Below are 26,982 nucleotides of genomic sequence, written 5' to 3' on the forward strand. Positions count from 1 at the left end.
TCATGCGCCTTGGGAAGCGAGCTCGAGGAAGCGCGCCGCGACCGCCTCGCCTCCGAAGGGGTCCCGCGTCACGATCATGACCGTGTCGTCGCCCGCGATCGTGCCGAGGATCGCCGGGATGACGGAGTGGTCGATCGCGAGCGCAAGGAAGTTCGCGGCGCCCGGCGGGGTGCGGAGGACGACGATGTTCGCGCTCGACTCGGCGGTCACGAGCAGTTCGGCGCACAGCTTCGCGAGCCGTGCGTCGAGCACCTCGGGGGCGAGCCCCGAACGGGGGCTCCGGTCGCCGCCCTCGCCGCGCACCGCGTACACGAGCCCGCCGTCCGTGCCGCGGACGCGGACCGCGCCGATCTCGACGAGGTCGCGGGAGAGCGTCGCCTGGGTGACCTGCACGCCGTCGTCCGCGAGCAGCGCCGCGAGCTCCGCCTGCGAGCGCACAGACTGCCCCGCGAGCAGCGCACGGACGCGCGCCTGGCGGGCGGCCTTCGTCTGCGGGGCGGGACCGGAAGCGACGCTCACGGCACTCAGCCCAGCCCGTCCACCACTGCCTGGCCCGACCGGTGCAGGAGCCACGCGAGGAGCGCCTTCTGGGCGTGCAGCCGGTTCTCGGCCTCGTCCCACACGATCGACTGCGGGCCGTCGATGACGTCGGCCGAGACCTCGTAGCCCCGATAGGCGGGGAGGCAATGGAGGAACACGGCGTCCGGCGCGGCCTTCGCCATCGCAGCCGCATCGACGCTGTAGTCGCGGAAGAGCGTGAGCCGTGCCGCCTTCTCGGACTCCTGGCCCATCGAGACCCACGTGTCCGTCGCGACGACGTCGGCGCCGGCGAGGGCGGCGGACGCGTCGGTCGTGACGAGCACGGATCCCCCGGTCTCCGCGGCGACCTTCTCGGCCTCCGCCACGATCTCCGCCGCAGGGAGGTAGCCATCCGGACCCGCGACGCGCACGTGCATGCCGGCGGTGACCCCCGCAAGGAGGTACGAGTTGGCCATGTTGTTCGCGGCGTCGCCGACGTACGCGAGCGAGAGCCCCGCCAGCTCGCCCTTGTGCTCGCGGACGGTGAGCAAGTCCGCGAGGAGCTGGCACGGGTGATAGTCGTCGCACAGCGCGTTGACGACGGGAACGCGCGAGTTCGCCGCCATGTCGACGAGCCCCTGATGGGCCCCCGTGCGCCACACGATCGCCGCGACCATGCGCTCGAGCACCTTGGCCGTGTCCTCGACGGACTCCTTGTGACCGATCTGAGCCTCGCCCGGGTTGATGATGAGCGGAGCGCCGCCCAAGTCCGAGATGCCGGTCGCGAACGAGACCCGCGTACGCGTCGACGTCTTGTCGAAGATGACGGCGACGGTCTTGCGCGCGGAGCCTTCTCCCGCGAGCGGCTGCGCCGAGTAGGGAGCCGCCTTGAGCCTGACCGCGAGGTCGAGGACCTCGGCCTGCTCGGCCGGGGTGAGATCGGTGTCCTTGAGGAAGTGCCGGACAGTCATGAATCCTCCTGGTGGGAGAGCTGCTGGGTGAGCGCGGCGGCGGCCCGGGAGACTAGCTCGGGAAGCGCGGCAAGGAAGGTGTCCGCCTGATCGGGAGTGAGGATGAGCGGCGGCGCGAGGCGGATCGTACGCGGGCCGGGCGCGTTGACGATGAAGCCGGCCGCGAGGCCAGCCTCGACGACGGCGGCCGCGAGATTCGCATCCCCGGGCACCCCGCCTGGGAGCGCCAGGTCGAAGCCGATGAGGAGACCGCGGCCGCGCACCTCCGCGACCTCGGGGAGCTTCGCGAGGGCCGAGCGCACATGGTCCCCCACAGCCCGCACGTTGGCGAGCACGCCCTGGCTCTCGATCACGTGCAGCGTCGCGAGGGCCGCCGCGGTCGCGACCGGGTTGCCTCCGAACGTCGTGCCGTGCTGACCGGCGGAGAGGAGCGCGCTGTTCTCGGGACCGAACGTGATGAGCGCGCCGATCGGGAATCCGCCGCCGAGGCCCTTCGCGAGGGACATCGCGTCCGGGACCACACCCGAATCCCCGATGGCAAACCACTCGCCCGTGCGCCCGACGCCCGTCTGGACCTCATCGACGATGAGGAGGGCGCCGACGTCGCGCGTGATGCGTCGCGCCTCGGCGAGGTAGCCCTCGGGAAGGGGCACGACGCCGGCCTCGCCCTGGATCGGTTCCAGGAAGAGGGCCTGCGTCGTCTCGTCGACTTCGGCGCGGAGGGCGTCGAGGTCGCCGAACGGGACATGGACGACGCCGGCAGGCAGCGGGGCGAACGGCTCGCGGTACGCCTTCTTGGCCGTGAGCGCGAGCGCCCCCATCGTGCGCCCGTGGAATGCGCCCTCCAGGGCGACGATCTTCGTGCGCCGCGCGCCGCCGTCGCCCGCGTTCCTGGTGTTCATCCGGGCCAGCTTGAACGCGGCCTCGTTCGCCTCGGTGCCCGAGTTCGCGAAGAACACCTTCGAGCCCGCAGGGGCGTTGGCGAGCTCGAGGAGCTTCTCCGCGAGCGCGACCTGGGTCGGGCTCGTGAAGAAGTTCGAGACGTGGCCGAGGGTCGCGAGCTGCGACGAGATGACACTCGTAACGAAAGGATGCGCGTGGCCGAGCGCGTTGACCGCGATTCCGCCGAGCAGGTCGAGGTACTGCTTGCCGTCCGCGTCCCACACGTAGCAGCCCTGCCCGCGCACGAGGACGCGCTGCGGGGTGCCGAACACGCCCATGAGCGAGTTCGAGTAGCGGGCGAGCCAGGACTCTCCCGTCGACGTGCCGACGAGGTCAGAGATCGGACGGACCGGACGGGTTTCGGGGGTGTTGGGGGTGCTCATAGTACTCCTTCTGCGTCGGGCACGACCTGCGTTCCGACGCCCGCATCGGTGAAGATCTCGAGGAGCATCGTGTGAGGGCTGCGCCCGTCGACGATCGCCGCGCGGTCCACGCCTTCCGAGACCGCCTTGAGGCAGGCCGCCATCTTGGGGATCATTCCCGATTCGAGGCTCGGAAGCATGTCCCGCAGCTCGGAGGCGGCGATCTGCGAGACGAGCGAATCCTTGTCCGGCCAGTTCCGGTAGAGCCCCTCGACGTCGGTGAGCACGACGAGGCGCGACGCGTTGAGGGCGACCGCGACGGCGGCCGCGGCCGTGTCCGCGTTGACGTTGAGGACCTGGCCCGTGGGCACATAGTGCTCGACGCCGTCGTCGCCCGCTGCCAGGGCGACCTCCGGCGCAACCGTCGAGATGACCGGGATGCGACCCGCCTCGAGGATGTCGTGCACCGCGCCCGGGTCGACGCCGACAACCTCGCCGACGAGCCCGATGTCCACCGGCTCGCCGTCAACGACGGCGCCGGTCCTGACCGCGCGCAGGAGCCCGGCGTCCTCGCCCGAGAGGCCGACAGCGTACGGGCCGTGCGAATTGATGAGCCCGACGAGCTCGCGCCCGACTTGGCCCGTGAGGACCATGCGGACGACGTCCATCGTCTCGGGCGTCGTCACGCGCAGGCCGCCCTTGAACTCGCTCTCGATCCCGACGCGCTTGAGCATCGCGTTGATCTGGGGGCCACCGCCGTGGACGACCACGGGGTGGATGCCCGCGTGGTGGAGGAACACGATGTCCTGGGCGAACGCGCGCCGGAGCTCGTCGTTGACCATCGCGTTGCCGCCGTACTTGACGACCATCGTGCTGCCCGCGAACTTCTGGATCCACGGGAGCGCCTCGATGAGCGTGGCCGCCTTGTCCATCGCGAGGCGGATGTTGTGGGGAGCCGTCTCAGCCTGGGTCATGGGGGCCTCAGCTCGAATACGCGCTGTTCTCATGCACGTAGTCGTGCGTGAGATCGTTCGTGAGGATCGTCGCCTCCGCGTCGCCGGCCTGGAGGTCGATCTCGACGAGCACATCGCGCGGCCCGAGGTCCACGAGCGAGCGGTCCTCGCCGATGCCGCCCTTCCGGCAGACCTCGACGCCGTTGATCGTGACGCTCAGCTCATCCGGCTCGAACACGGCGTCCGTCGTGCCCACGGCCGAGAGCACGCGGCCCCAGTTGGGGTCCTTGCCGAAGATCGCCGTCTTGAAGAGGTTGGAGCGGGCGACGGCACGCGCGACGACTTCGGCGTCGCTCTCGGACGCCGCGTTGAAGGCGCGGATCGCGATGTCGTGGCTCGCGCCCTCGGCGTCGGCGATGAGCTTGCGAGCGAGCTCGGCGCAGACCTGCGTGAGGCCCTCCGTGAAGTCGACGGCGTCCGGGACGGCGCCGGAGGCGCCCGACGACAGCAGCACGACGGTGTCGTTCGTGGACATGCAGCCGTCCGAATCCGCGCGGTTGAACGTCACGCGCACGGCGTCGCGCAGCGCGGCGTCGAGCATCTCCGAGTTCGTCACGGCGTCGGTCGTGAGGACGACGAGCATCGTCGCGAGGCCCGGCGCGAGCATGCCGGCGCCCTTCGCGATCCCTCCGATCGTGAACTCCGCGCCCTCCGAGTCCGTGCCCGTGAAGACCGCCTCCTTCGGCACCGTATCGGTCGTCATGATGGCGACGGCGGCGTCGTGCCCGCCGTCGGCCGCGAGCCCGGCGGATGCCGCGTCGACGCCCGCGAGGATCTTGTCCATGGGGAGCTGCTCGCCGATGAGGCCCGTCGAGCAGACGACGACGTCGCCCGCCGAGATCCCGAGCCGTTCCGCGGTCTTCTCCGCCGTCGTGTGCGCATTCTGGAAGCCCTGCGGGCCGGTGCATGCGTTCGCCCCGCCCGAGTTGAGGATGACGGCGTCCGCGCGGCCGTCGGAGATCGCCTGGCGGGACCAGTGGACGGGCGCGGCCGCGACGCGGTTCGAGGTGAACACCGCGGCGGCGTTCTTGTCTGGCCCGTCGTTGACGACGAGCGCGACGTCGGGCTTGCCCGAGGCCTTGATCCCGGCGGTGACGCCGGCGGCCCGGAAGCCCTTGGGTGCGGTGACGGTCACGGTGCAACTCCCAGCTGTGCGAGGCCGGCGCCCTCGGGAAGGCCCAGCGCGATGTTCATGGACTGCACCGCGCCGCCCGCGGTGCCCTTGGTCAGATTGTCGATGACGGAGCTCACGATGACGCGCCCCGCGTGCTCGTCGAACGCAAGCTGCATGGCGGCGTTGTTCGAACCGAGCACCATCTGGGTCGCGGGCCACTGGCCTTCGGGAAGAACGTGGACGAAGGCCTCGTCGCGGTAGGCCGTCTCCCAGGCCGCCCGCAGTGCGGCCTCGTTGACGCCCGGCTTGACCCGCGCCGTCGCCGTCGTCAGGATCCCGCGGCTCATGGGGGCCAGCGTCGGCGTGAACGAAATCCGCACCGACTCGCCGGCGGCGTTCGAGAGGCCCTGTTCGATCTCGGGCGTGTGGCGGTGGCCGCCGCCCACGCCGTACGGGCTCATGGAGCCCATGACCTCGGAGCCGAGAAGATGCGGCTTGACCGACTTGCCCGCGCCGGACGTGCCCGAAGCCGAGACAATCACCACGTCCTCGGGCTCGAGCAGCCCGGCGGCGAAGCCGGGAACGAGCGCGAGGAGTGCCGACGTCGGGTAGCAGCCGGGCACCGCGATGCGGCGGGCGCCGCGCAGCTTCTCGCGCTGCTTGTCTATCTCACCCGCCCCGCCACCCGAACCCACCCCACCACCCGAACCCGCCCCGCCACCCGAACCCGCCCCGCCACCCAAAAGAAGCTCAGGCAGGCCATACGGCCACGTCCCGGCGTGCTCCGAGCGGTAGAACTTGAACCACGCCTCGGGATCCTCGAGGCGGTGATCCGCGCCCGCGTCGATCACGAGCGTGTCCGCGGGGAGCTGGGCCGCGACCTCGGCGGACGCGCCGTGCGGAAGGGCCAGGAACACGACGTCGTGCCCTGCGAGGTTCTCGGCCGTCGTATCGACGATGACGCGGTCCGCGAGCGGCAGGAGGTGAGGCTGGAGCTCGCCGAGGCGGGCGCCCGCGCTGCTGTGCGCGGTGATCGCGCCGATCTCGATCTCGGGATGGTTGGCGAGCAGGCGGAGGACCTCTCCCCCGGCGTAGCCGCTGGCCCCGGACACTGCTGCGGTAATAGTCACCTGGCCACTATAGGCAAAGTTATGCAGAAGTATCAATATTTATGCATGAAAGAATCGGGGGTGCTGCCTCCTAGGATGGGGCACGGACGAGAACGCAAGAAAACTCAAGGAAGCATCGCTAGCAATAGGAGCGAACCCATGATCAACGCCATCGTCGCCACCGCGCCGGGAGGTCCCGAAGTCCTTGTGCCGACGGTCGTCGAAAAGCCCGAGGCGGGCCCGGGCCAGCTCCTCGTCAAGGTCGCCGCGACGGGCGTCAACTTCATCGAGACGTATCAGCGTCAGGGCATCTACAGCGTCCCGTTCCCGTTCATTCCCGGCGAGGAAGCTGCCGGAACGGTCGAGGAGGTCGGTGAGGGGATCGAGGGCTTCGCGGTCGGCGATCGCGTCGCGACAGCCGAGGGTTCCCGCGCCTATGCCGACTACCTGCTCGTGGAAGCAGACAAGGCCCTCCCCGTCCCCGAGGGACTCGACCTCGCGGCGGCCGCAGCCCTCCCCCTCCAGGGCATGACGGCCCACTACCTCATCAACTCGAGCTTCCGCGTCCAGCCGGGCCAGACGGCCCTCGTCCACGCGGGCGCGGGCGGCGTCGGGCTGCTCCTCATCCAGCTGCTCAAGGCCAAGGGCGCCCGGGTCATCACGACCGTATCGAGCGACGAGAAGGCCGAGCTCGCCGTCGGGGCTGGGGCAGACCACGCGATCCGCTACTCGAGCTTTGACCGGCAGGTCCTGGAGCTCACCTCGGGCGAGGGCGTCGACGTCGTGTACGACGGCGTGGGACGCGATACGTTCGATGGCTCCCTTGCGTCGCTGCGCGTCCGAGGCACGCTCGTGCTGTTCGGCGGGGCCTCGGGGCCGGTTCCTCCCGTCGATCCGCAGCGCCTCAACGCAGGAGGCTCGCTCTTCCTGACCCGCCCCACCCTCAAGCACCACCTCCTCAACCCGCAGGAACGCCTGTGGCGCTCGTCCGAAATCTTCGCGGCGGCCCTCGACGGCACCCTCTCTGTGCGCGTTGGCGCGACCTATCCGCTCGCAGCGGCCGCGGAGGCACATCGTGCCCTCGAGGGACGCGCCACGACGGGCAAGGTGCTCCTCGTCCCGTGAGCGATTCTCTGCCCCTTCCCGCCGACGCGGCAGCGCGGCCTCATCGGCCGCAGCTCCCAGCCTCTGAGCGGACCCCGCCGGCGAGGACGCTCGTCGACATCCTCGTCGCGACCGCGGAGGCGTTCCCCGAATCGCCCGCGCTCGACGACGGCACGCGGGCGCTGAGCTACGCCGAGTTGCTCGACGAGGTGCGTGCGACCGGCCGGAAGCTTCACGCGGCAGGCCTCGGTGCCGGCGACCGCATCGGCGTGCGCATCCCCTCGGGAACGAACGAGCTGTACATCGCCATCCTTGCGATCCTGCTCGTGGGCGCCGCCTACGTGCCCGTCGACGCCGACGACCCCGACGAACGCGCGAAGCTCGTCTTCAGCGAAGCCCACGTCGCCGGCATCATGCGCGGCGAAGGCTCGCTCGTCGTTGGCAAGGAGCGACCCGCTCCGCACCCGAGCCCGAGGACTCCCCAGCCCGAGGACGACTGCTGGATCATCTTCACGTCAGGCTCGACCGGGACGCCCAAGGGCGTCGCCGTCCAGCACCGCTCCGCGGCCGCGTTCGTCGACGCCGAGGCACGCCTGTTCCTGCAGCCCGAGCCGATCGGCCCCGAGGACCGGGTCCTCGCCGGCCTCTCGGTCGCGTTCGACGCCTCGTGCGAGGAGATGTGGCTCGCGTGGCGGCACGGCGCGTGCCTCGTCCCCGCGCCGCGCGCCCTCGTCCGGACGGGCATGGACCTCGGCCCGTGGCTCGTCCAACGCGGCATCACGGTCGTCTCGACCGTCCCGACCCTCGCGGCGCTCTGGCCGGGCGAGGCCCTCGAGAACGTCCGCCTGCTCATCTTCGGCGGCGAGGCGTGCCCGCCTGAGCTCGCCCAGCGTCTCGCGGTCGAAGGCCGCGAAGTCTGGAACACGTACGGGCCCACGGAGGCAACCGTCGTCGCGTGCGCGGCACAGCTCGGCGACGGAGGGCCCGTGCGGATCGGCCTCCCGCTCGACGGCTGGGACCTCGCGATCGTCGACCCCGAAGGCGTCCCGGTGTCCGAGGGCGGCGTCGGGGAGCTCATCATCGGCGGCGTCGGGCTCGCGAGATACCTCGACCCCGCGAAGGACTCCGAGAAGTACGCCCCCATGCCCTCCATCGGCTGGGATCGCGCGTACCGCTCGGGCGACCTCGTGACGTTCGAGCCGACCGGCCTCATCTTCCAGGGGCGCGCCGACGAGCAGGTCAAGCTCGGCGGGCGCCGGATCGAGCTCGGCGAGATCGACGCGGCCCTCCAAGCGCTTCCGGGCATCGCGGGCGCCGCCGCGGCCGTGCGGACGACGGCGGCCGGGAACCAGGTGCTCGTCGGGTACCTCGCGCCGTCGGACGGCGCCGAGCCGGATCTCGCAGCGTGTCGTGAGCGGCTCGCGCACGCGCTCCCGGCCGCGCTCGTGCCGCTCCTCGCCGTCGTCGACACGCTCCCGACCAAGACGAGCGGCAAGGTGGACCGCGGCGCGCTCCCGTGGCCGCTCCCGGGGGCCGACTCGACCTCGGCCGAAGCGCTCGAGCTTCCCGAGGATGCTGCGTGGGTCGTCGAGCAGTGGTCCGCCGTGCTCGGAACACAGGCGTCGAGCCTCGATGCCGACTTCTTCGCCCACGGCGGCGGCTCCCTCGCGGCCGCGCAGCTCGTCTCGGCGCTGCGCCGCCGCTACCCGACCGTCACGGTCGCGGACGTCTACGCCCATCCGCGCGTCGGCGCCCTCGTCGAAGCGATCACGGGGAGCGCGCGCTCCACGGCTGCTCCCGCCGTCGAACGCTCGGTCGAGCCCGCCTCGGCGCGGACCCAGCTCGCCCAGACCCTCCTCGGGGTGCCCCTGTTCATCCTCGTCGGGATGCGCTGGCTCACGTATCTCATGGCCGCGAACAACGTCCTCGCGGCCATCGCGGGCTTCTCGGCGGCGCCCACCGTCTCGTGGTGGTGGGTCGCGGCGTCGTGGCTTGTGTTCGTGAGCCCGCTCGGGCGCATGGCGATCTCGGTCGTCTCGGCCCGATTGCTCCTGCGGGGCCTGACGCCCGGCGTATACCCGCGTTCGGGCAGCGTGCATCTGCGGCTGTGGCTCGCCGAACAGATCGCGGATCTCGCGCAGGCCGTGAGCCTCGCGAGCGCGCCGTGGGTCCCGTACTACGCCCGGGCCCTCGGCGCGAAGATCGGCCGCGACGCCGTGCTGCACTCCGTTCCGCCCGTCACCGGCATGCTCGAGCTCGGGAAGGGCGCCTCCGTCGAGCCCGAGGTGGACCTCGCGGGGTGGTGGATCGACGGCGACTCGGTCTTCGTGGGGCCCGTGCGGATCGGCCCCGGAGCGACGATCGGCTCGCGCAGCACCCTGCTTCCGGGCGCGCAGATCGGCGCGAACGCCGTCGTCGAGCCTGGTTCGGCGGTCTCGGGGCGCGTCAAGGCCGGCCTGTTGGTCTCCGGCTCCCCCGCCGAACGGATCGGCAAGGCCAAGCACGACTGGCCCGAGGCCACACAACAGCGTTCGCGGCTCGCCGAGGCACTCTGGATCGCGGCCTTCGCGGCGGGTTCGTCCCTGCTCGCACTCATCCCGTACGCTGCGGGGGCCGCGGCCGCAGGAGTCCTCGTGTGGGCTGCCGCGGGGCACACGAGCCTGCACGATGCGCTCCCGTCCATCCTCGCCGCGTCACCGCTCGCAGCGGCCGCGTGGTTCGCCGCGAACCTGCTTCTCGTCGCGGGCTGCACGCGAGTGCTCGGCCTCGGGCTCCGCGAGGGCACCTACCCAATCCGCAGCCGCATGGGCTGGCAGGTGTGGGCGACCGAGCGCGTCCTCGATATGGCCCGGGATCTCCTGTTTCCCCTCTATGCGAGCCTGTTCACCCCCACGTGGCTCCGTCTGCTCGGCGCGACCGTGGGGAAGGACGTCGAGGCGTCGACAGTCCTGCTCGTGCCCAAGATGACGACGGTGGGCGACGGCGCATTCCTCGCCGACGACACGATGGTCGCCTCATACGAGCTCGGCGGCGGCTGGCTGCGGATCGCTCCGGCCAAGGTCGGCAAGCGCGCGTTCCTCGGGAACTCGGGCATGACGGCGCCGGGCCGATCGGTCCCGAAGAACGGGCTCGTCGCGGTCCTCTCGGCGACGCCCAAGAAGGCCAAGTCGGGATCGTCATGGCTCGGGAGCCCGCCCGTGCGGCTCCGCCGCACGTCGCTCGAGTCCGACACCGCGCGGACCTTCAGCCCGCCGTCGCGCCTCAAGGTGGCGCGAGCACTCTGGGAACTGTGCCGCGCGGTTCCTGTAGTGCTAACGGTGGCGATCGCCGCCGTCGTGCTCGTGGTGCTCGACTGGCTTGCCGCGCAGTGGGGCTACCTGCCCGCGGCGCTCGTGTGCGGCGCCGTGATGCTTGCGGCGGGCGCGCTTGCCGCGGGTTCCGCCGTCGTCGCGAAGTGGCTCCTCGTGGGCCGCATCCGCGCTGGAGAGCATCCGCTGTGGAGCTCGTTCGTGTGGCGCAACGAGGTCGTGGACGCGTTCGTCGAGATGGTCGCGGCGCCCTGGTTCGCACGAGCCGCGGCCGGCACGCCGGCCCTCGTGTGGTGGCTGCGCGCGCTCGGGGCGCGAATCGGCCGGGGCGCCTGGTGCGAGAGCTACTGGCTTCCTGAAGCGGACCTCGTGGAACTCGGCCCGAGCTCGACCGTGAATCGGGGCTGCGTGGTCCAGACCCACCTGTTCCACGACCGGATCATGAGCATCGGGACCGTCGCGATCGGCGAGGGAGCGACGATGGGGCCGCACGGCGTCGTCCTTCCGGGCGCGGCCATCGGCTCGGGCGCAACGGTCGGGCCGGCGTCGCTCGTCATGCGCGGCGAGGCCATCCCGGCTGGGACATATTGGCGGGGCAATCCCGTGGTTCCGTGGTCGAGGCCGAAGGGACCGACCCGGTGAGCCCCAAGAGCGGCGCCCGCCTTCCAGACCCCTACACGCCAGGGCACGGAACGGCCGCTTACCGCGTGCGGCGCTACGACCTCGACCTCGACGTGAGGCTCGCGAGCAACCGCCTGAGCGGGCAGGCACGGATCCGCGCGGAAGCCCGCGAGAAGCTCGACACCGTGTCACTGAGCCTCGCGGGACTCCGGGTGACGAAGGTCTTCGTCGACGGGGCGAAGCCGGCCAAGTCGGCGCAGCGCGGCGACCAGCTCGTCGTCACCCCGCGGAACCGCATTCCCAAGGGGCGTGCCTTCGACCTCGAGATCCGCTACGAAGGCAGCCCGCGCCCCATCGACGGCCGCTGGGGCGAAGTCGGGTGGGAGGAGCTCGACGACGGCGTGCTCGTCGCGGGGCAGCCCGTGGGCGCCCCGACGTGGTTCCCGTGCAACGACCACCCGAGCCAGAAGGCCGCCTTCCGCATCGCCGTGACGGCCGACGCGGGCTACCGCGTGGTCTCGAACGGGGTCCTCACGTCGCGCCGCACGCGGTCGAGCCGCGAGACCTGGGTCTACGACCAGCCCGAGCCGATGTCCCCGTACCTTGCGACAGTGCTCATCGGGCGCTATCGCGACCTCGAGCTCGGCCGCCTTCCCGACCGGGGTTCCGGCCGCGTCCGCGTCCTCGCGGCAGTGCCGCCCGAGCTGCGCGCCGAGGCGGCCACGGGCCTCAAGGACCAGGTCCGGATGGTCAAGCTCTTCTCGGAGCTCTTCGGGCCGTACCCCTTCCGCGACTACACGGTCGTGGTCACGGAAGACGAGCTCGAGATCCCGCTCGAGGCCCAGTCCCTCTCGATCGTGGGGCGCAACCACATCAAGCGCACGTGGGAGGCCCAGCGGCTCCTCGCCCACGAACTCGCGCACCAATGGTTCGGCAATTCGGTGACCGTGCGCTGCTGGGCGGACATCTGGCTGCACGAGGGCTTCGCGTGCTACGCCGAATGGCTCTGGAGCGAGGAGGCCGGGATCGCGCCGGTCAAGGAGCGGGCGGCCGCCGCCTGGAAGCTCCTCGCGACGAAGCCGCAGGATCTCCTGATTGGCGTGCCGGGCCCCGATCACATGTTCGACGACCGGGTCTACAAGCGCGGGGCCCTCGCCCTGCACGCCGTGCGCCGCGCCGTCGGCGACGACCGCTTCTTCCGCTCGCTCAGGGCCTTCGCGTCGGAGTATCGGCACGGCCTCGCCTCGACGGCCGATTTCGTCGAGATCTTGGACCGCGTGTGCGCCGGCGCGCGGAAGTTCGACGCCGCCGCCGTCCTCCGCCCGTGGCTCTACCAGCGCGCCCTGCCGGCGCCGCCGAAGTAGCGCGAGGGCCCGATCAGCGAGGGCCCGATCAGAGGAGGGCCGCTGCCGCGACAAAGCCTGTGGGGAGGCCTAGGTTGTGCGGGGCGACGTCGACGACGCGCGGATCGCCGAGGGTCTCGACAGTAGCCGGATCGGTGCGGAGTCCCGTTCCCAAAGCCTTAAGGAGGGCCTCCTTGCGCGCCCACAGGCGCGCGGCCTCGACCCGCGCGTCACGCGAGTCGGCGAGGCGCACGCGTTCCGAGGGCGAGAAGGCGGCTTCCGGGATCGTTGCGAAGTCGGCGGGACGCGCAAGGTCGACGCCGACGCGCACCGAAGCGGAGCCGCCGGCTGGCTCGACCGCGAGGAGCGCCCACCCCGCGGCACGCGACATGCTCGCGGCGACGGGAAGGCGTGCCGGACGCGGGACGTCGAGGCCGTCGTCGTCCGATGCCGCGAGCGCAAACCCGGGTGCGCCGTGCTCACCCGCGCCGCACGCAGGGCACCAGTAGAGCGGGACGATGGCTTCCGGCTCGGCGCCCACCGCCTCCGCGACGAAGCCGCGCAGGGCGAGGCGGCCGGCGAGGAACTCGTGCGCCTGCCGTGCGTCCGTGAAGGCGCGCGCGCGAAGGGCCTCCCCTTCCGTCGGCAGGCCGACCGGAAGAGGAGACCCTTGGTGCCCTAGCGGCACCGCGCGGAGCATCATGCGCAGCAGATCGCTGGAGGCGTCAGCGCTGGACCGCCCCAAAACGCTCGGCGGCGAGGGCGACGGCGGCAGCGCGGGCTTCCGAGGCCTCGTCCGACGTGAGCGTCCGGTCCGGGGCACGGAAACGGAGCCCGAACGCGAGCGACTTCCTGCCGTCCTCGATGCCCCTGCCGACGTAGACGTCGAACAGGTGCACCTCCTCGAGGAGCTCGCCCGCGCCCTCGCGCAAGGCGTCCTTGACGTCGTCGGCGGGGATCGCGGCATCGACGATGAGCGCGACGTCCTGAGTCGCGACCGGGAACGTCGAGATGTGCTTCGCGACGACGACGTCCGGCGAGGCGTCGAACAGGGCGTCCGCGTCGAGCTCGACGGCGACTGAGCGCGCGGGCATGTCGTGGGCCGCAAGCAGCTTGGGGTGAAGCTCGCCCGCGAAACCGACGACCTCGCCCGAACGCAGCGCGAGCTGAGCCGTGCGGCCCGGGTGGAACGCCTGGTGCGAGCCCTGGGTGACGACGAGGTCGACGCCCAGGAGGTCGCCCGCGAGCCGCGCGACGTCGATTGCGTCGGCCCAGTCCCACGCCCGGGGCGTGTGCTGGGCGGCGGCGGGCGAATCGTGGCCCGTCATGATCGCCCCGAGGTGGAGCGGCTGGCGCGGGAGCCCCGCGTCGAGCGCGTCGAGCACCTCGTCCGAGGGCAGGGCCCCGAGCGGCGGGATCGTCGCCGTGCCGATCTCCCCGCCTTCGGGCAGGAACACGAGGCCCGTCTCGAAGAGTGCGAGGTCGCGGAAGCCGCGCGAGTGGTTGCGCTTGGCCACGTCGATGAGGCCGGGCAGCACAGAGGTGCGCAGCCAGCCGAACTCCTCGCTCAGCGGGTTCGCGAGCTTGACCGCGGGGCGCGGCGCTCCTGCCTCCGCGACGCCGAACGTCTCGTTCGCTGCCTTGGTCACGAACGGGTACGCGAGCACCTCGGTGAGGCCCGCGTCGGCGAGCGCCTGCACGAGCCGGCGGCGCTGCTGCTGCGTGCGCGTGAAGCCGCGTCCCGGGGGTGCGACCGGGAGACGCGACGGGATCTTGTCGTAGCCGACAAGCCGCGCGATCTCCTCGGAAAGGTCTTCCTTCGTCTCGAGGTCGTTGCGCCAGCTCGGCGGAGTCACGAGGAAGTCGGAACCGCGCCGCTTGACCTGTGCGCCGAGGTCGCCGAGCGTGCGCGCGATGAGCTCCTCGGAGAACTCCATGCCGATCCGCTCGGACGCGAACTCTTCGGGGAGCACGATCGTGACGGGCTGCGGCTCGGTGCCGACATCGGTCCCCGTCTCGTCGGCCACGCCGCCCCCGAGTTCGACGAGGAGATCGACGACGCGCTGCGCGGCCTCGTCCGCGACCTGCCAGTCGACCCCGCGCTCGAAGCGCTTGGACGCCTCGGACGGGAGCTTGTGGCGACGGCGCGAGCGGCCAACGGTGACGGTGTCGAAGTGGGCCGCCTCGACGAGGACGTTGACGGTCGAGCCGGAGCACTCGGTCGACGCACCGCCCATGACGCCCGCGATGCCGATCGGGCCCGCCGCGTCCGCGATGAGCAGATCCTCGGGGTCGAGGTCGCGGATCTTCCCGTCGAGGGTCTCGATCTTCTCGCCGTCTTCGGCCCGACGGACCGTGATCGGGCCCTCGAGCTTGTCGAGGTCGTAGCAGTGCGTCGGCTGGCCGAGCTCGAACATCACGTAGTTCGAGATGTCGACGGGCAGCGAGACCGATCGCATGCCGGCGAGCCGCAGGCGCGAGACCATCCACTGCGGCGTGGGACGCGTCGGGTCGATGCCGCGGACGGTGCGTGCCACGAAGCGATCGCATCCGGGCACGCCGTAGACCGGGGCGCGGTCATCGAGCACGACGTCGAAGCCGCCGTCGAGCTTCTCCGGCACCTTGACCTGCGTGGCCGGGTCCTCGAACACCGTGCCCGTGGCATGCGCGAACTCGCGCGCAATCCCTCGGATCGAGAAGCAATAGCTGCGATCCGGCGTGACATTGATCTCGGCGGCCTCGTCGGTCAGGCCGAGGAGCTCTAGCGCATCCGTGCCGATCTCGGGGTCGAGGCCAAGGCGCGAGAGCACGATGATGCCGTCGTGGTCCTCGCCGACGCCGAGCTCGCGCGCGGACGCGATCATGCCCGCGGAGACGTGGCCGTAGGTCTTGCGCGCCGCGATGTGGAAGTCGCCCGGGAGGGTCGCACCCGGAAGCGTCACAACAACCTTGTCGCCCTCGACGAAGTTGTGCGCGCCGCACACGATGCCCTGGACGCCGGATGGGTCGATTCCCTTCCCCGTGAGGGTCTGCTCGTGGCCCTCGGGGACCACGCGGACCTGGCACCAGTTGATCGTCTTGCCGTTGGACTGCGGCTCCTTGACGAGGCTCAGCACCTGGCCGACGACGACCGGGCCCTTGATGGAGTCGGCGGGCCGGTGGACGGCCTCCTCTTCGAGCCCGACCGCGACAAGGTCTGCCATGACATCCTCGGCGGTCGCGCCGGCGGGGAGCTGCGTGTACTCGCGCAGCCATGAAAGGGGGATTCGCATGGTGCTTAGATCTCCATCCCGAAGTGCTCGCTGAACCGGAGGTCGCCCTCGATCATGTCGCGCATGTCAACGACGTCGTTGCGGAACATGAGGGTCCGCTCGATGCCCATGCCGAACGCGAAGCCCGAGTAGACGTCGGGGTCGATGCCCGCCGCGCGCAGAACGTTGGGGTTGACCATGCCACAGCCGCCCCACTCGATCCAGCGGGGCCCGCCCTTCGCACCCGGGTGCCAGATGTCGAGCTCGGCGCTCGGCTCAGTGAACGGGAAGAAGTTCGGGCGGAGCCGGATCTGGGCCTCCTGGCCGAACATCTGGCGCGCGAAGTGCTCGAGCGTTCCGCGCAGGTCTGCCATGCTCAGGCCCTTGTCGATCGCGAGGCCCTCGAACTGGTGGAAGACCGGCGTGTGTGTCGCGTCGAGCTCGTCCGTGCGGAACACCTTGCCCGGGCACAGCACGTAGATCGGCACCTCGCGCTCAAGCATCGAGCGAACCTGGACGGGCGAGGTGTGCGTGCGCATGAGCACGTGCCGCTCGACGGGCTCGACGAAGAACGTGTCCTGCATCTCGCGGGCCGGGTGGTCCGGCTTGAAGTTGAGCGCGTCGAAGTTGAACCACTCGGACTCGACCTCGGGGCCTTCGGCGATTTCCCAGCCCATGCCGACGAAGATCTCGCACACGCGGTCCTGCAGCGTCGAGAGGGGGTGGCGCGCGCCCGCACGACGGCGGCGCGGCGCGGCGGTGACATCGACCGTCTCCTCGACGAGGATCCGCGCGTCGTTCTCCACCTCAAGCACCTCAGCGCGCGCCGCGATGGCCTGATTCACGCGTCCGCGTGCCGAGCCCACAATCTTCCCCGCCGCCGCCTTGGACTCCTTGCCGAGCGAACCGATCGCACGGTTGGCCAGCGCGAGCGGCGACTTCTCCCCCGTGTGGGCGATGCGGACGGCCTTGAGCTCGTCCAGGGTGGGCGCGCCCGAGATCTCCTCGAGGGCGCGTTCGACGGCGGCGGTGACAGCGGCCTCGTCCAGGGGATCCGGGACGGCGACGCCGGGCAATGTATCAGTCATGGACCGTTCTTACGCGTGCGGGTTGGTCGGCAGGGAGCCAGCCGCGGGCACGCCGCGCCGTTCGGCTCCCTGCCCAGTCTAGCGTTGCCCTCCGAGCGCGATCGCCCGCCCACGTCGCCCGCACTCGACAAGGAGGACCACCGCGGCTGCCGCAGACAGGATCAAGACCGGCAGGTCCGCCTCCTCGCCGCGCTGCAGGGGCCAGGCCCACCAGGCAGGCAATCCGCCGCTGGTCCGTCCGAAGATTGACGACGCGAGGAGGTATCCGGTGGGGACCGTGGCCGAGTAGCGGCCGAGTGCGAGCGTACGCCCGACGACGAGGAGCGCGAGGCAGCCGGCGGTGTCCCGCAGCAGGAGCCACGCGTGCTCGACCGGGACGCCCAGGGGAAGCGCCATCGCACTGGTCAAGCCGACGACGGCAAACGCGCCGAAGAGATAGGCCGCATTGAGGGCGTGCGCATTGCGCGCTGCAGCTCGCACGATGGCCTCGTCGCCCGACGACAGGCCGGCCGCGACGATGACTGTCGCCAGCGTCGCGAGGACCGCAACAAGCGGAACCGGTGCGAACGGCATGGACCCGGAAAGCGCGGGAAGGGCCAGATTGAGGCGCGCTGTCGCGAGCGCAGTCGCGCTCGTCCCAAAGACGAGTACGAGGACGACGAGCGCCTTATGCGCAGCCAGCCACCACCTCATGGTGCGTCATCCGGCGAAACCGCCTCGCATCGTTTGAGCGATTCGAGCGCACTCCGAATCCACTCGCGCTGCTCCCCCAAGGGCCGGGCCTGCAAGTGATCGAGATCGTCCAATGTGTCGCGCGCAACCCCCGCCCTAACGCGTTCCGGCGCGACAACCCCCTTCGAGGCTTCCAGTTCAAGCCACGCCGACAGAATCCCGTAAGCCCGCAGCCATGGCCGGTAGTCAGTCGCTCCGCAGTCGATCCCCGTCAGGGGCGCCGTGTAGGCCGAAGCCGCCGCATGAATCAGTTCTGCCTCGCTCGATCTGATTCCGACGGCGACCACGGCGATGGCATCGGTTGGGTTGGAATCGCCCACTCCTGCATTCACTGCCATGAATAAGGGCATCCCGGCGGCCTCCAACCGCGAGAAGGCAGCCGCAAGGACGGGGCGAGGGTCCGAGCTGGCAAGCTGTTCTGGAAAGAGGCAAATCCGAGGTCGCTGACCGCTGCATTCAAGCTCGGACTCGGGGCGGTCCTGATAGGCAAAGGCCCCCACGTTGCGCGCAAGGAAGAGTGAACACGCCGTCACCACGGCGAGACAGGCGACAAGGCCGGAGGCGACGGCCATCGCTGCGCGAGCGCGTCGCCGGCCGACCCTTGCACGCTCCGCTCTGCCGACGGGTGGGTTGAGCGCAACGAGGGCGAGCAGAAGGACTCCGGCCGGAATGCTGAAGGCGATGGGGGCCCAGACCGCGAGGGGGTTGAGTTCGCTCGCAGGTCCGCAACAGCTGGCGAGCGCGGGCCCCGCCAGATGCCTGAGCGGGAAGTAGGGCACGGACCATGTGAACCCGAGCCAGCCGTAGGAAGACAGCATGCTCAGGGGAATCGCCGCGATAGCCGGAAGGAATCTCCCGAGCGCATATCCGAGCGATGCGTGAAAGAACACGATGGCGACATAGGCAACCGGGAGTTCCCACGGCGGACGTCCTGGTGCGCCGAAGGCGGCGGATGCGAGAAAGAGTGTTCCAACAGTCTGAACTGTGGCGCCGGCGAGCAGCGAGGGCCACAGCCGCTGTGCCGCAATGTGCCACGATGAACGCACGACGGCCAGATCGCCCAGCTTCCCCGAACGATCCCGCGATCCCTCAATCGCTGCGGAAAGCGCCGCGAGCCCGCACGAGAACAGCAGGAACAGCGCGGCGTTGCTCATAGCGGCGACCCAATGTCCTCGGATGGCTGCGTCACTGATGTAAAGCGCCGCGTAGACCCACACCAGGATCAGGCCGGGGAAGACAAGCCAAAGGGCAGGGCGGGAAGGAAGAGGGAGCACGCTCATTCCTCCCCCACGACGTAGCGGGAATAAGCCTGCCGGACCCTGTCCCGGAGGTCGATTCCGTCGGACGCCACGGAGACGAAATCTTTTACCGTCCCGTGGAACCGCAAGACACCCCGATCGAGGATCGCGACGTACCCATACGAGTCATGAACATCCTCGGTCTGATGCGTTGAGACCACCACGACCTTCTGGGGTTCAATCCGCCGGAGAAGCGCGGCGAACCTCTCGCGCTGCAACGGGTCGAGGCCCGCGGTCGGCTCGTCGAGCAGAATCACGTCGGCGTCATGGACCAGCGCACCGGCCAGTCCCATTCTCCGGCGCTGTCCGCCGGACAGCTGCTTCACAGGACGATCGCCCAGTGAGGAAAGGTCCACCGCCTCGAGGGCCGCGCCGGTGCTCGCCCGGGCATCCCCCGCGCTCATCCCCTTGAGCCAGCCGCAGTATGCAACATGCTCGGCCACCGTGAGCCCCGGGAACGGGCAGAAGTCCTGCGGCAGCCAGGCCACCTGACGCCTGTATCGGCGGCGTTGCCTCGAATCTGTGCGCCTGCCCCGTTCGGGCTCCACGAAAGTGGAGCCCGAACGGGGCATCAGGACGCTGGCCGCTATCCCTAAAAGGGTGGACTTCCCCGCGCCATTCGGCCCCAACAACACAGTTCTTCCCGAAGGGATCTCAAGTGAGAATCCGTCGAACACCGGCGTCGCAGAATAAGAAAATCCAATATTGTCAAGTCTCAGATTCAAGTCCCCCCACATTCATGATCTAGACACTGAACGGAGCGAGATCAGTAGTATTGGCTGATGCCGGCAATGCTGATCGAATTGCCCCAAGATCCGCCGTTGATCGCAGAGATTGTCCAGTGATAGCTGTCTGGGCGGGTCATGACACCCCAATTGTGAGCACCGCACGCACTCGTCCTGGTGCCGACGTTATAGTCGGGAAACCATCCGAACTCGTCGTAGAGATCGAGGCTCACGGACGAGAAGCCCGCGGGGACTGAGCACCCCGACAAGTAGGTCACCGTTGATGCAGAGTCGAGATGATTGTCTTGCCACGAGCGCGAGCTGAAGCCGATCACCGCCCCGTAGACGGAGGAATACCAAGAACCCTCCGCTACGGCCGGCGCGGCCAACATGAACAAGGATGCCACAACAGACGCAATGAGCGCAGCGAAACGCCTCCGAGACTGACGTGTTCGCATGTTATCCCCCAGATGTCCTAGTTTATAGCTTACTGGCCACCGCGGGTCGATTGCCGACGGTAAAGACAATCTAAGCCCAGCCTCCAAATTTTCAGGAGGGTCGAAGAAGGCCAGTTTCACCACGTGACGGCCGCACCAGACATCCGCACGTTCTCGAATGCACGAATGTCACCACTTAGACGGCTCTCCCGCGGATTCCCGCGGATCGGTACATCCCCCGGCGCCGCATCTAGGTACTGGGCGCGAAATATTTGTCCAGATTCCGTGGTGCTAACCCTTGAATCTCCGTGGATACTTCGAGATAAAATTCGCCGAGCTCATTCCTAGGCCGATCGAACGCTCCGGGGATACCGTGGGAGGACCGTCGAGGAGGCCAGCATGGGCAGAATGCACGACACCGTGACCGTCACTGGGACTGGAACGGCGCGCGCCACACCGGACGTCGCCGTCCTCCGCCTCTCCGTCGAGGTTCGGGCCGCCATCCTGGCGGAGGCCTACGAGGGAGCGGCGGCCACGGCCAAGAAGGTCGTCGACGCCGCGCTCGAGGCCGGAATCCCGCGTTCCGACCTCGCGACGAGCGGCCTGTACGTCCGACCGGAGATGGACTGGCAGTACCGTTCCGGAAAGATCGTGGGCTACTTCGCGGGCGAGGGGTTCACGGTCAAGTCCCGCGACCTCGGCCGCACGCCCGAGCTGCTCGACGCCGTCGTCCGCGCCGCAGGCGATGCGCTGCGGATCCACGGACTCGCGCTCGAGGTGGACGACCCGGCCGCGGCGCTCGCGGCCGCCCAGGAGGCCGCGTTCGACGACGCGCGGGCGGCGGCCGAGCGGCTGGCCCGCCGGGCGGGCCGCTCCCTTGGCCCCGCCATCCGGATCGACGTCGCGGGGCCCTTGGCGCCGGGCATGCCGGTCCCGTTTGTCCGCGCCGCCGCGGTGGCGAGCTCTGCCGAGCAGATGCCGATCGAGGCGGGCGAGGCCGAGCTGCGGGCCACCGTCACGGTCGCGTGGCGGCTCGCCGAGCCCGACGACGCCTCCTTGACATGACTTCGAACATGTATTCGAATAGTCTGCATGCGATGGAACACGCAGACGGCGCAGTCCGAATCCGCTGACGGCGGGACGGACAGCGTTCCGCTCATTCCGCTCGCGGGGCTGCTGCGCGCCGTCCGGACGCCGGAGTTCCACGGCATCACATTCCACGAGGTCGCCGCGAAATCGGCGCTCAACAAGGTGCCGCCGGCGTCCTCCATGCCGTTCCGGTGGACGATCAATCCCTACCGGGGGTGCAGCCACGCGTGCGTCTATTGCTTCGCGCGCGGAACGCACCAGTACCTCGACCTCGACTCAGGCCTTGACTTCGACCGGCAGCTGGTGGTCAAGGTGAACGTTGTCGAGGTCCTGCGGGCCGAGCTCGCGCGGCCCTCGTGGTCGCGCGAGCACGTAGCCCTCGGCACCAGCACCGATCCCTATCAGCGGGCTGAGGGCCGTTACGCGCTCATGCCGGGCATTATCCGAGCGCTTGCGGACTCGGGGACGCCGTTCTCGATCCTCACGAAAGGGACGCTCCTCGCGCGCGACCTGCCGCTGCTCAAGGCTGCGGCCGCCCACGTCACCGTCGGTACGGCGATCTCGCTCGCGGTCCTGGATCAGTCGCTTCAATCCGTGCTCGAGCCCGGGACGCCTACACCTTCTGCGCGGCTAGCGCTCATCCGCAAGCTGCGCGACGCCGGGCTCCCCTGTGGCGTCATGGCCATGCCGATCCTCCCCTGGCTCACGGACGGCGAGGAGCATCTCGACGGTCTGTTCGCCGCGCTCGCCGAGGCCGGGGCCAGCGAGGTGACCGCAGGGGCGCTCCATCTGAGGCCAGCGACGAAGGAATGGTTCATGCAATGGCTTGCGCGCGAGCATCCCCAGCTCGTTGGCCGCTACCGACGGCTCTACGGCCAAGGCTCCTACGCGCCCAAGGACTACCGGATGTGGCTCGGCCGCCGCGTCGCGCAGGCCAAAGCGCGCCACGGCTTCGGAGGTCGCGACACCGTGGGCCACCGCATGCTGGACCCCGCTCCGCGCGCCGCGCGAGACCACCTTGAGGAGACGACGGCGCCTCACCGCGCCGCGCGAAAGCCGACCGACCAAGGAGTGCTGTTCTGAGCCCGGACCCCTACCACATACGGCGCGAGAGTCGCTCGGCTTCCACTCGGACGGCTTCGACGATCGGGTAGTCTGCGGGGATCCAGGGAAGGCCCGTGAGGCGGTCTTCCGACTCTCGAGCGAGCGGAACCCAGCGGAGCTCGTCGTGGTCTTCGAGCGCAACGGGCGAGCCCTCGATGATTTCAGCGAACCACACCCTCATCGCCGCCTTCGCGTTGAGGCGCCAGCCGTCGCGCCCCGGCCCGGCGATCTCGGAACCGAGCCGGACGGCAACCCCGAGCTCTTCGCGGAGTTCCCGGCGGAGCGCATCCTCGTGCTCCTCGCCCGGTTCGACCTTGCCGCCCGGGAACTCCCACATCCCTGCGAACTGGGGCGGCGCGGTGCGGCGTGCGGCGAGAAGCGCCGTGGGCCGCGCGAGCGAATCGACAATCGCCCCTCCCACGACGTGCACGATCGTCTCGATTCCTTCCACGCCCACAGTCTAGGGCGGTGGAATGAGCCGACAGCGAATAGAGTTGAAGGACCCGAGGGCCGATGCTGCCCCTCCCCCGCGCGGCCACGCCGGCGGGCCCTTTCGACGACAGCACCGACCCCCAAGGATCAGCATGACGACGCCCCCTGCCCAAAGCACTAAGGGCACCGCCTCGCCCCCAGAGCTCACCCACAGCCGCAGCGGCCGCGCACCTCTTGCACCGAGGCCTCTCTTCTGGGCCATGCTCTCGCTCGCGATCGGCGGATTCGGCATCGGCACGGTCGAGTTCACGACGATGGGACTGCTCAAGGAGATCGAACGCGGCCTCGCCGTCTCGACCCCGCAGGCGGGCCAGCTCATCTCCGCGTACGCGCTCGGCGTCGTCGTCGGCGCACCCATCCTCGCGGCCGTCGGCGCACGGCTCCCGCGCAAGTGGCTCGTCATGGCGCTCGCCGCGTTCATCGGACTCGCCAACCTCTCCTCGGCGTTCGCCGGCGACTTCGGCTCGATGATGGTCTCGCGCTTCGCGTCGGGCCTCCCCCACGGCGCGTACTTCGGAGCGGCAGCCGTCCTCGCGGGAACCCTCGTCGCCCCGACGAAGCGGGGATGGGCCATCGCAACCGTCATGTCCGGCCTCACGATCGCGAACGTGCTCGGCGTGCCGTTCGCAACGTGGCTGGGCCAGGCTTTCGGCTGGAGGCTCCTCTTCGTCGTCACGGCCGTCATCGCTCTCGCCGCCGTCGCCATGATCTGGCGCTTCGTGCCATTCGAGCCGGCTCACCCGGAGGCCAGCATTCGGCGCGAACTCGGCGCCCTCACCCGGGTCCAGATGTGGCTCGCCCTGCTCATCGGAATCGTCGGCTTCGGCGGCTTCTTCGCGACCTACACCTACATCGCCCACACGATGACGAGCGTCGCCGGGCTTCCCGAGAACCTCATGCCCCTCGTCGTGGGGCTCTATGGCCTGGGCATGGTCGCGGGCAACATCATCGGCGGGCGGCTCGCCGACCGCTCGGTCATGGGCGCGATCTACCGAGGGCTCGCGGTCGTCGCAGTGGTCATGGTGCTGTACGGCCTCGCCGCGCACTGGTGGCCGACGGCGCTCCTCATGGTTTTCGTCGTCGGCGGCTCCGGCTCCACGATGATCCCGGCGCTCCAGACGAGGCTCCTCGATTCGGCCCCGAAGGCCCCGACACTCGCCTCCTCGCTCAATCACTCCGCGCTCAACGTCGCGAACGCCCTCGGGGCGTTCGTCGGGGGCCTCGTGATCGGCTGGGGCTGGGGCTTCACGGCCCCGGCGTACGTCGGTGCTGTCCTCGCCGTTCTCGGGCTCGCGATCGCGGCCCTGAGCGGGTGGCTTGAGCGGCGCACGCCTCTCGGCTGATGCTCCTATGGTGAACGTGGGGCAGCCGTACTACCCGCCGTCTTACCCGCCAGCGCGGTCCTCGCGCCGCTGCGCCCGGGCGCTCGCGTAGAGGCACACGGTGGCAGCCGTCCCCACATTGAGGCTCTCCGCCTCGCCGTACACGGGGACCGCCACGCGTGCGTCCGCGAGGGCAAGCTCGGCGTCCGAGAGGCCCTGGGCCTCGTTGCCGAAGAGCCAGACCGTGGGCGCCTCGAGCGCGGGACCGGCGGCAACGGACGACGGCGCGTCCCCGCCGTCGTGCTGGTCCTCGCTGCGCTGTTCCCCCTCGCGCGCACCGAGGCGCCGAGCCGCGCTCTCGTCTTGGAGGACGTCGAGGTCCACGGTTCCGTAGCCGTCGGCCGCGAGGACGCCCAGGCCGGCGGCTCGCGCCCTGCGCACAAGCTCGTCGACGTCCACGCCGACGACGACGGGCACGTGGAAGAGGGAGCCTGCGGTGCTGCGCACGGCCTTGGGGTTGTAGATGTCGACGCTGCCGTCGGTCAGGACAACGGCGTCGGCGCCGGCCGCGTCCGCCGCGCGCAGGATCGTTCCGGCGTTGCCCGGATCCTGGACCCGGCACAGCACGGCGAGCAGCCTCGGCGATTGTGCGAGCACCTCATCGAGGCCAGCATCGAGCTGTCTGCACACGGCCACAATGCCCTGCGGGTTGACCGTGTCTGCCATTGCGGCCAGAACTTCATCGGTCGCGAGCCGGAGGGCTCCGGTCGCGTGGGCCAGGTCGTCGAGCTCGGGATACCGCTCGAGACAGGCCTCGCTCGCGTACACCTCGGCGACCGCGGTCGAGCCAAGCCTGAGCGCCTCGCGCACAGCCTGCGGTCCCTCGGCGAGGAACAGCCCCCGCCTCGCCCGGGCAGAGCGCTGGGCGAGCTTGGCCACGTCGCGCACGCGATCTGCCTTCGGATTGGTCATCGGTTCGGCCGGATGCGGGCCGCGCTGCGAAGAGGTCACTGACCTACATTAGTCCGAAGCAGCACAGCGCTTATCCGAAGAGGCACAGCGTTAGTCCGAAGAGGCACAGGCGAACGCCCGCGCAGCCACAGGGCTGCGCGGGCGTTCGGAAAGGTGTTGGCGAAGCCTACTTCGCGGCGACCGGAGCGTTGACGTCCGACGGGAGGGCCTTCTTGGCGACCTCGACGAGTGCCGCGAACGCAGCAGCGTCGGAGACGGCGAGCTCGGCGAGCATGCGGCGGTCGACCTCGACCTCGGCGGCCTTGAGGCCCTGGATGAGGCGGTTGTAGGTCAGGCCGTTCGCACGGGCTGCAGCGTTGATGCGCTGGATCCAGAGACGGCGGAAGTCGCCCTTGCGCTTGTGGCGGTCCTGGTAGCTGTAGACGAACGAGTGGAGCAGCTGCTCCTTCGCCTTGCGGTAGAGACGCGAGCGCTGGCCCCGGTAGCCGGACGCGCGGTCAAGGACGGTGCGGCGCTTCTTGTGGGCGTTGACCGCCCGCTTCACACGTGCCATGTGTGTACTCCTTCAAAAATCCTGGCTGGGAACTGACTCAGATGCCGAGCATCCGCTTGATGACCTTGGCGTCACCCGTCGCCACGATCTTGTCCGCGTGGAGGCGGCGCGTGAGCGTGGTCGGCTTGTGCTCAAGGTAGTGGCGGCGGTTAGCCTGCTGCCGCTTGAGCTTGCCCGAGCCAGTCAGCTTGAAGCGCTTCTTGGCGCCACTGTGGGTCTTCATCTTCGGCATAGGAACCGATCTCCTTCGCTTCCCGCGGCACGAGGCCGCGGCTTCTCTGGCGGACCGCTTTCGCGGGCCGACTCGTGGTACCGCTGGCCGCTGACGACCTCATCGGTCTTCAGCGGCCCCGGTGGGCTAGCTGCCCCGGCGGCCGGACGGCCGAGGGGCTGATGGCTTGGGCGCCGAGGGCCGAGGGGCACCCGGCTTCGGGGCCTGCGGGCGCGGCGCCGACGGCTTGGGAGCAGCCGGCTTCGTCGCCTCGCCGGGCTTGGGGGCCTGGGGACGCGGCGCAGGCTTCACGGTGGCCGACTCCGCGGCCGGCTGCTTCTGGGCGGCCGGTTGCTTCGGGGCGACCGGCTGCTTCGGGGCGACCTGCTGCTTCGGGGCGACCTGCTTCGGAGCCGGCTGCTCCGCGACAGGCCGCTCTTGGGCGGGCTGCTCTTCAGAGGGCTGCTCTTCAGAGGGCTGCTCTTCGGAGGGCTGCTCTTCGGCGGGCGCGGGCGCCGCCTCGGGAGCCTCCAGTTCCTCCGCGATCTCGGTCACTTCCGCAACCTCGGGAGTCTCCAAGACCTCAACGGCCTCGAGCATGCCCTCGGCGTCCGCGACCTCGTCGGCCTCGGCTGCGGCCAGCAGAAGCTCAGCGGGCAGCGCATCGCCAAGCGACTGCGTCATGGGCGCCTTGTCGGCTGTGATGCCGGCAGCCTTGGCCGCCTCAGCCTTGGCCTTGTCAGCCGCACGCTGGGCAGCGCGACGAGCCTCCGCCTTGGCCTCGGCCTTGTTCTTGAGCGGGCCGATCACCATGACCATGTTGCGCCCATCGATGCGCGGAGCGGACTCGACCGCGCCGACCTCGGCGACGTCGTCCGCGAAGCGCTGGAGCAGGCGGATGCCCATCTCCGGACGCTGCTGCTCGCGACCGCGGAACTGGATCATGGCCTTGACCTTGTCCCCGGCGCCGAGGAAGCGGAGCGCGTGGCCCTTCTTCGTCTCGTAGTCGTGGGTATCGATCTTGAGCCGGAACCGGATCTCCTTGAGAACCGTGTTCGTCTGGTTCTTGCGCGCCTCACGGGCCTTGACCGCGGCCTCGTACTTGTACTTGCCGAAGTCCATCAGCTTGCACACCGGCGGCTTGGCCTGGGGTGCTACTTCAACGAGATCGAGGTCTGCCTCCGCGGCAAGACGCAACGCATCCTCGATGCGCACAATGCCGACCTGCTCGCCTGCAGGCCCGACGAGGCGCACCTCGGGAACGCGGATTCGCTCATTGATGCGTGGATCGCTAATGTTCAA

Annotated in this window: 24 protein-coding genes; 6 read left to right on the forward strand and 18 right to left on the reverse strand. The window is 69.9% G+C overall.

The window, feature by feature from the left end:
• From RBS12_RS09975 to argC, 6 genes are read right to left on the reverse strand one after another with little or no spacing between them, the layout of a single operon-like run.
• Window positions 1-528, reverse strand: a complete 528-nt coding sequence (locus RBS12_RS09975) for an arginine repressor (RefSeq protein WP_307966142.1) — start codon at window positions 526-528, stop codon at window positions 1-3.
• Complete coding sequence (argF, locus tag RBS12_RS09980) at window positions 525-1,490, reverse strand: ornithine carbamoyltransferase (RefSeq protein WP_307965948.1); 966 nt, start codon at window positions 1,488-1,490, stop codon at window positions 525-527. The genes RBS12_RS09975 and argF overlap by 4 nt, the downstream gene beginning before the upstream one ends.
• A complete protein-coding gene (locus RBS12_RS09985; RefSeq protein ID WP_307965949.1) occupies window positions 1,487-2,815 on the reverse strand; it encodes an acetylornithine transaminase in 1,329 nt (442 codons plus the stop codon). Before RBS12_RS09985 ends, argF begins: the two co-directional genes overlap by 4 nt.
• A complete protein-coding gene (argB, locus tag RBS12_RS09990) occupies window positions 2,812-3,768 on the reverse strand; it encodes an acetylglutamate kinase (protein WP_307965950.1) in 957 nt (318 codons plus the stop codon). The genes RBS12_RS09985 and argB overlap by 4 nt, the downstream gene beginning before the upstream one ends.
• Window positions 3,769-3,775: 7 nt before the next feature.
• Window positions 3,776-4,942 carry a bifunctional glutamate N-acetyltransferase/amino-acid acetyltransferase ArgJ gene (gene argJ, locus RBS12_RS09995; RefSeq protein ID WP_307965951.1) on the reverse strand — a complete coding sequence of 389 codons (1,167 nt, stop codon included), beginning with the start codon at window positions 4,940-4,942 and terminating at the stop codon, window positions 3,776-3,778.
• Complete coding sequence (argC, locus tag RBS12_RS10000; protein ID WP_307965952.1) at window positions 4,939-6,051, reverse strand: N-acetyl-gamma-glutamyl-phosphate reductase; 1,113 nt, start codon at window positions 6,049-6,051, stop codon at window positions 4,939-4,941. Before argC ends, argJ begins: the two co-directional genes overlap by 4 nt.
• Window positions 6,052-6,189: 138 nt before the next feature.
• Here argC and RBS12_RS10005 point away from each other — a divergent pair, with 138 nt between their 5' ends.
• The 3 genes from RBS12_RS10005 to RBS12_RS10015 are packed head-to-tail and all read left to right on the forward strand — an operon-like array spanning window position 6,190 to window position 12,427.
• Window positions 6,190-7,155 (forward strand): quinone oxidoreductase, encoded by a 966-nt coding sequence (locus RBS12_RS10005; protein WP_307965953.1) that lies wholly within the window; start codon window positions 6,190-6,192, stop codon window positions 7,153-7,155.
• Window positions 7,152-11,084, forward strand: a complete 3,933-nt coding sequence (locus RBS12_RS10010) for a Pls/PosA family non-ribosomal peptide synthetase (protein WP_307965954.1) — start codon at window positions 7,152-7,154, stop codon at window positions 11,082-11,084. The genes RBS12_RS10005 and RBS12_RS10010 overlap by 4 nt, the downstream gene beginning before the upstream one ends.
• Complete coding sequence (locus RBS12_RS10015) at window positions 11,054-12,427, forward strand: M1 family metallopeptidase (RefSeq protein WP_307965955.1); 1,374 nt, start codon at window positions 11,054-11,056, stop codon at window positions 12,425-12,427. The genes RBS12_RS10010 and RBS12_RS10015 overlap by 31 nt, the downstream gene beginning before the upstream one ends.
• A gap of 28 nt (window positions 12,428-12,455) precedes the next feature.
• Here the strand turns inward: RBS12_RS10015 and RBS12_RS10020 are convergent, their stop codons facing one another.
• From RBS12_RS10020 to RBS12_RS10050, 7 genes are all read right to left on the reverse strand, one after another.
• On the reverse strand, window positions 12,456-13,109 hold the full coding sequence (locus tag RBS12_RS10020) for a 4'-phosphopantetheinyl transferase superfamily protein (protein ID WP_307965956.1): 654 nt from the start codon (window positions 13,107-13,109) through the stop codon (window positions 12,456-12,458).
• A gap of 22 nt (window positions 13,110-13,131) precedes the next feature.
• Window positions 13,132-15,678 (reverse strand): phenylalanine--tRNA ligase subunit beta, encoded by a 2,547-nt coding sequence (gene pheT / locus RBS12_RS10025; protein WP_307965957.1) that lies wholly within the window; start codon window positions 15,676-15,678, stop codon window positions 13,132-13,134.
• A 5-nt stretch (window positions 15,679-15,683) separates the two neighbouring features.
• Window positions 15,684-16,745, reverse strand: a complete 1,062-nt coding sequence (pheS, locus tag RBS12_RS10030; protein WP_307965958.1) for a phenylalanine--tRNA ligase subunit alpha — start codon at window positions 16,743-16,745, stop codon at window positions 15,684-15,686.
• A 78-nt stretch (window positions 16,746-16,823) separates the two neighbouring features.
• The gene (locus tag RBS12_RS10035) at window positions 16,824-17,438 is read right to left on the reverse strand and encodes a hypothetical protein (RefSeq protein WP_307965959.1); all 615 of its coding nucleotides are present in this window, start codon (window positions 17,436-17,438) and stop codon (window positions 16,824-16,826) included.
• A complete protein-coding gene (locus tag RBS12_RS10040; protein ID WP_307965960.1) occupies window positions 17,435-18,757 on the reverse strand; it encodes a hypothetical protein in 1,323 nt (440 codons plus the stop codon). The genes RBS12_RS10035 and RBS12_RS10040 overlap by 4 nt, the downstream gene beginning before the upstream one ends.
• Window positions 18,754-19,512 (reverse strand): ATP-binding cassette domain-containing protein, encoded by a 759-nt coding sequence (locus tag RBS12_RS10045; RefSeq protein WP_307965961.1) that lies wholly within the window; start codon window positions 19,510-19,512, stop codon window positions 18,754-18,756. The genes RBS12_RS10040 and RBS12_RS10045 overlap by 4 nt, the downstream gene beginning before the upstream one ends.
• Window positions 19,513-19,541: 29 nt before the next feature.
• Window positions 19,542-19,733 carry a hypothetical protein gene (locus RBS12_RS10050; protein ID WP_307965962.1) on the reverse strand — a complete coding sequence of 64 codons (192 nt, stop codon included), beginning with the start codon at window positions 19,731-19,733 and terminating at the stop codon, window positions 19,542-19,544.
• A gap of 603 nt (window positions 19,734-20,336) precedes the next feature.
• Between RBS12_RS10050 and RBS12_RS10055 the strand changes: the two genes are divergently transcribed.
• Together RBS12_RS10055 and RBS12_RS10060 are read left to right on the forward strand one after the other, a co-directional pair.
• Entirely contained in the window at window positions 20,337-21,002 is a 666-nt protein-coding gene (locus RBS12_RS10055) for an SIMPL domain-containing protein (RefSeq protein WP_307965963.1), read from the forward strand.
• A gap of 27 nt (window positions 21,003-21,029) precedes the next feature.
• Entirely contained in the window at window positions 21,030-22,109 is a 1,080-nt protein-coding gene (locus RBS12_RS10060; protein ID WP_307965964.1) for an Rv2578c family radical SAM protein, read from the forward strand.
• A gap of 10 nt (window positions 22,110-22,119) precedes the next feature.
• Here RBS12_RS10060 and RBS12_RS10065 read toward each other — a convergent pair whose 3' ends face one another.
• Window positions 22,120-22,572, reverse strand: coding sequence for a (deoxy)nucleoside triphosphate pyrophosphohydrolase (locus tag RBS12_RS10065; RefSeq protein ID WP_307966143.1), 453 nt, complete (start codon window positions 22,570-22,572; stop codon window positions 22,120-22,122).
• A 142-nt stretch (window positions 22,573-22,714) separates the two neighbouring features.
• Between RBS12_RS10065 and RBS12_RS10070 the strand changes: the two genes are divergently transcribed.
• Entirely contained in the window at window positions 22,715-23,965 is a 1,251-nt protein-coding gene (locus tag RBS12_RS10070) for an MFS transporter (RefSeq protein WP_373886504.1), read from the forward strand.
• 42 nt (window positions 23,966-24,007) lie between these two features.
• On the opposite strand, the gene RBS12_RS10075 is transcribed toward RBS12_RS10070, so the two are convergent.
• The 4 genes from RBS12_RS10075 to infC form a co-directional block, all read right to left on the reverse strand.
• Window positions 24,008-24,916: an RNA methyltransferase gene (locus RBS12_RS10075; RefSeq protein WP_307966145.1), complete on the reverse strand. Its 909-nt coding sequence runs from the start codon at window positions 24,914-24,916 to the stop codon at window positions 24,008-24,010.
• A 166-nt stretch (window positions 24,917-25,082) separates the two neighbouring features.
• Window positions 25,083-25,469, reverse strand: coding sequence for a 50S ribosomal protein L20 (rplT, locus tag RBS12_RS10080; RefSeq protein WP_136609838.1), 387 nt, complete (start codon window positions 25,467-25,469; stop codon window positions 25,083-25,085).
• Window positions 25,470-25,506: 37 nt separating this feature from the next.
• Window positions 25,507-25,701: a 50S ribosomal protein L35 gene (rpmI, locus tag RBS12_RS10085; protein ID WP_307965965.1), complete on the reverse strand. Its 195-nt coding sequence runs from the start codon at window positions 25,699-25,701 to the stop codon at window positions 25,507-25,509.
• A gap of 126 nt (window positions 25,702-25,827) precedes the next feature.
• Window positions 25,828-26,982, reverse strand: a complete 1,155-nt coding sequence (gene infC, locus RBS12_RS10090; protein WP_307965966.1) for a translation initiation factor IF-3 — start codon at window positions 26,980-26,982, stop codon at window positions 25,828-25,830.

Source organism: Sinomonas sp. ASV322 (genome assembly GCF_030908245.1).
Classification (GTDB): Bacteria; Actinomycetota; Actinomycetes; order Actinomycetales; family Micrococcaceae; genus Sinomonas.

Excerpts from the sequence above, each read along its gene's own strand:
- pheT (WP_307965957.1), bottom strand. The coding sequence starts at position 15,678 with ATGCGAATCCCCCTTTCATGGCTGCGCGAGTACACGCAGCTCCCCGCC.
- rplT (WP_136609838.1), bottom strand. The coding sequence starts at position 25,469 with ATGGCACGTGTGAAGCGGGCGGTCAACGCCCACAAGAAGCGCCGCACC.
- RBS12_RS10040 (WP_307965960.1), bottom strand. The coding sequence starts at position 18,757 with ATGAGCGTGCTCCCTCTTCCTTCCCGCCCTGCCCTTTGGCTTGTCTTC.
- RBS12_RS10005 (WP_307965953.1), top strand. The coding sequence starts at position 6,190 with ATGATCAACGCCATCGTCGCCACCGCGCCGGGAGGTCCCGAAGTCCTT.
- rpmI (WP_307965965.1), bottom strand. The coding sequence starts at position 25,701 with ATGCCGAAGATGAAGACCCACAGTGGCGCCAAGAAGCGCTTCAAGCTG.
- RBS12_RS10075 (WP_307966145.1), bottom strand. The coding sequence starts at position 24,916 with ATGACCAATCCGAAGGCAGATCGCGTGCGCGACGTGGCCAAGCTCGCC.
- RBS12_RS10070 (WP_373886504.1), top strand. The coding sequence starts at position 22,715 with ATGACGACGCCCCCTGCCCAAAGCACTAAGGGCACCGCCTCGCCCCCA.
- RBS12_RS10060 (WP_307965964.1), top strand. The coding sequence starts at position 21,030 with ATGCGATGGAACACGCAGACGGCGCAGTCCGAATCCGCTGACGGCGGG.
- argB (WP_307965950.1), bottom strand. The coding sequence starts at position 3,768 with ATGACCCAGGCTGAGACGGCTCCCCACAACATCCGCCTCGCGATGGAC.
- RBS12_RS10045 (WP_307965961.1), bottom strand. The coding sequence starts at position 19,512 with ATGTGGGGGGACTTGAATCTGAGACTTGACAATATTGGATTTTCTTAT.
- RBS12_RS10035 (WP_307965959.1), bottom strand. The coding sequence starts at position 17,438 with ATGAGGTGGTGGCTGGCTGCGCATAAGGCGCTCGTCGTCCTCGTACTC.
- RBS12_RS10020 (WP_307965956.1), bottom strand. The coding sequence starts at position 13,109 with ATGATGCTCCGCGCGGTGCCGCTAGGGCACCAAGGGTCTCCTCTTCCG.
- RBS12_RS10055 (WP_307965963.1), top strand. The coding sequence starts at position 20,337 with ATGGGCAGAATGCACGACACCGTGACCGTCACTGGGACTGGAACGGCG.
- RBS12_RS09985 (WP_307965949.1), bottom strand. The coding sequence starts at position 2,815 with ATGAGCACCCCCAACACCCCCGAAACCCGTCCGGTCCGTCCGATCTCT.
- argF (WP_307965948.1), bottom strand. The coding sequence starts at position 1,490 with ATGACTGTCCGGCACTTCCTCAAGGACACCGATCTCACCCCGGCCGAG.
- pheS (WP_307965958.1), bottom strand. The coding sequence starts at position 16,745 with ATGACTGATACATTGCCCGGCGTCGCCGTCCCGGATCCCCTGGACGAG.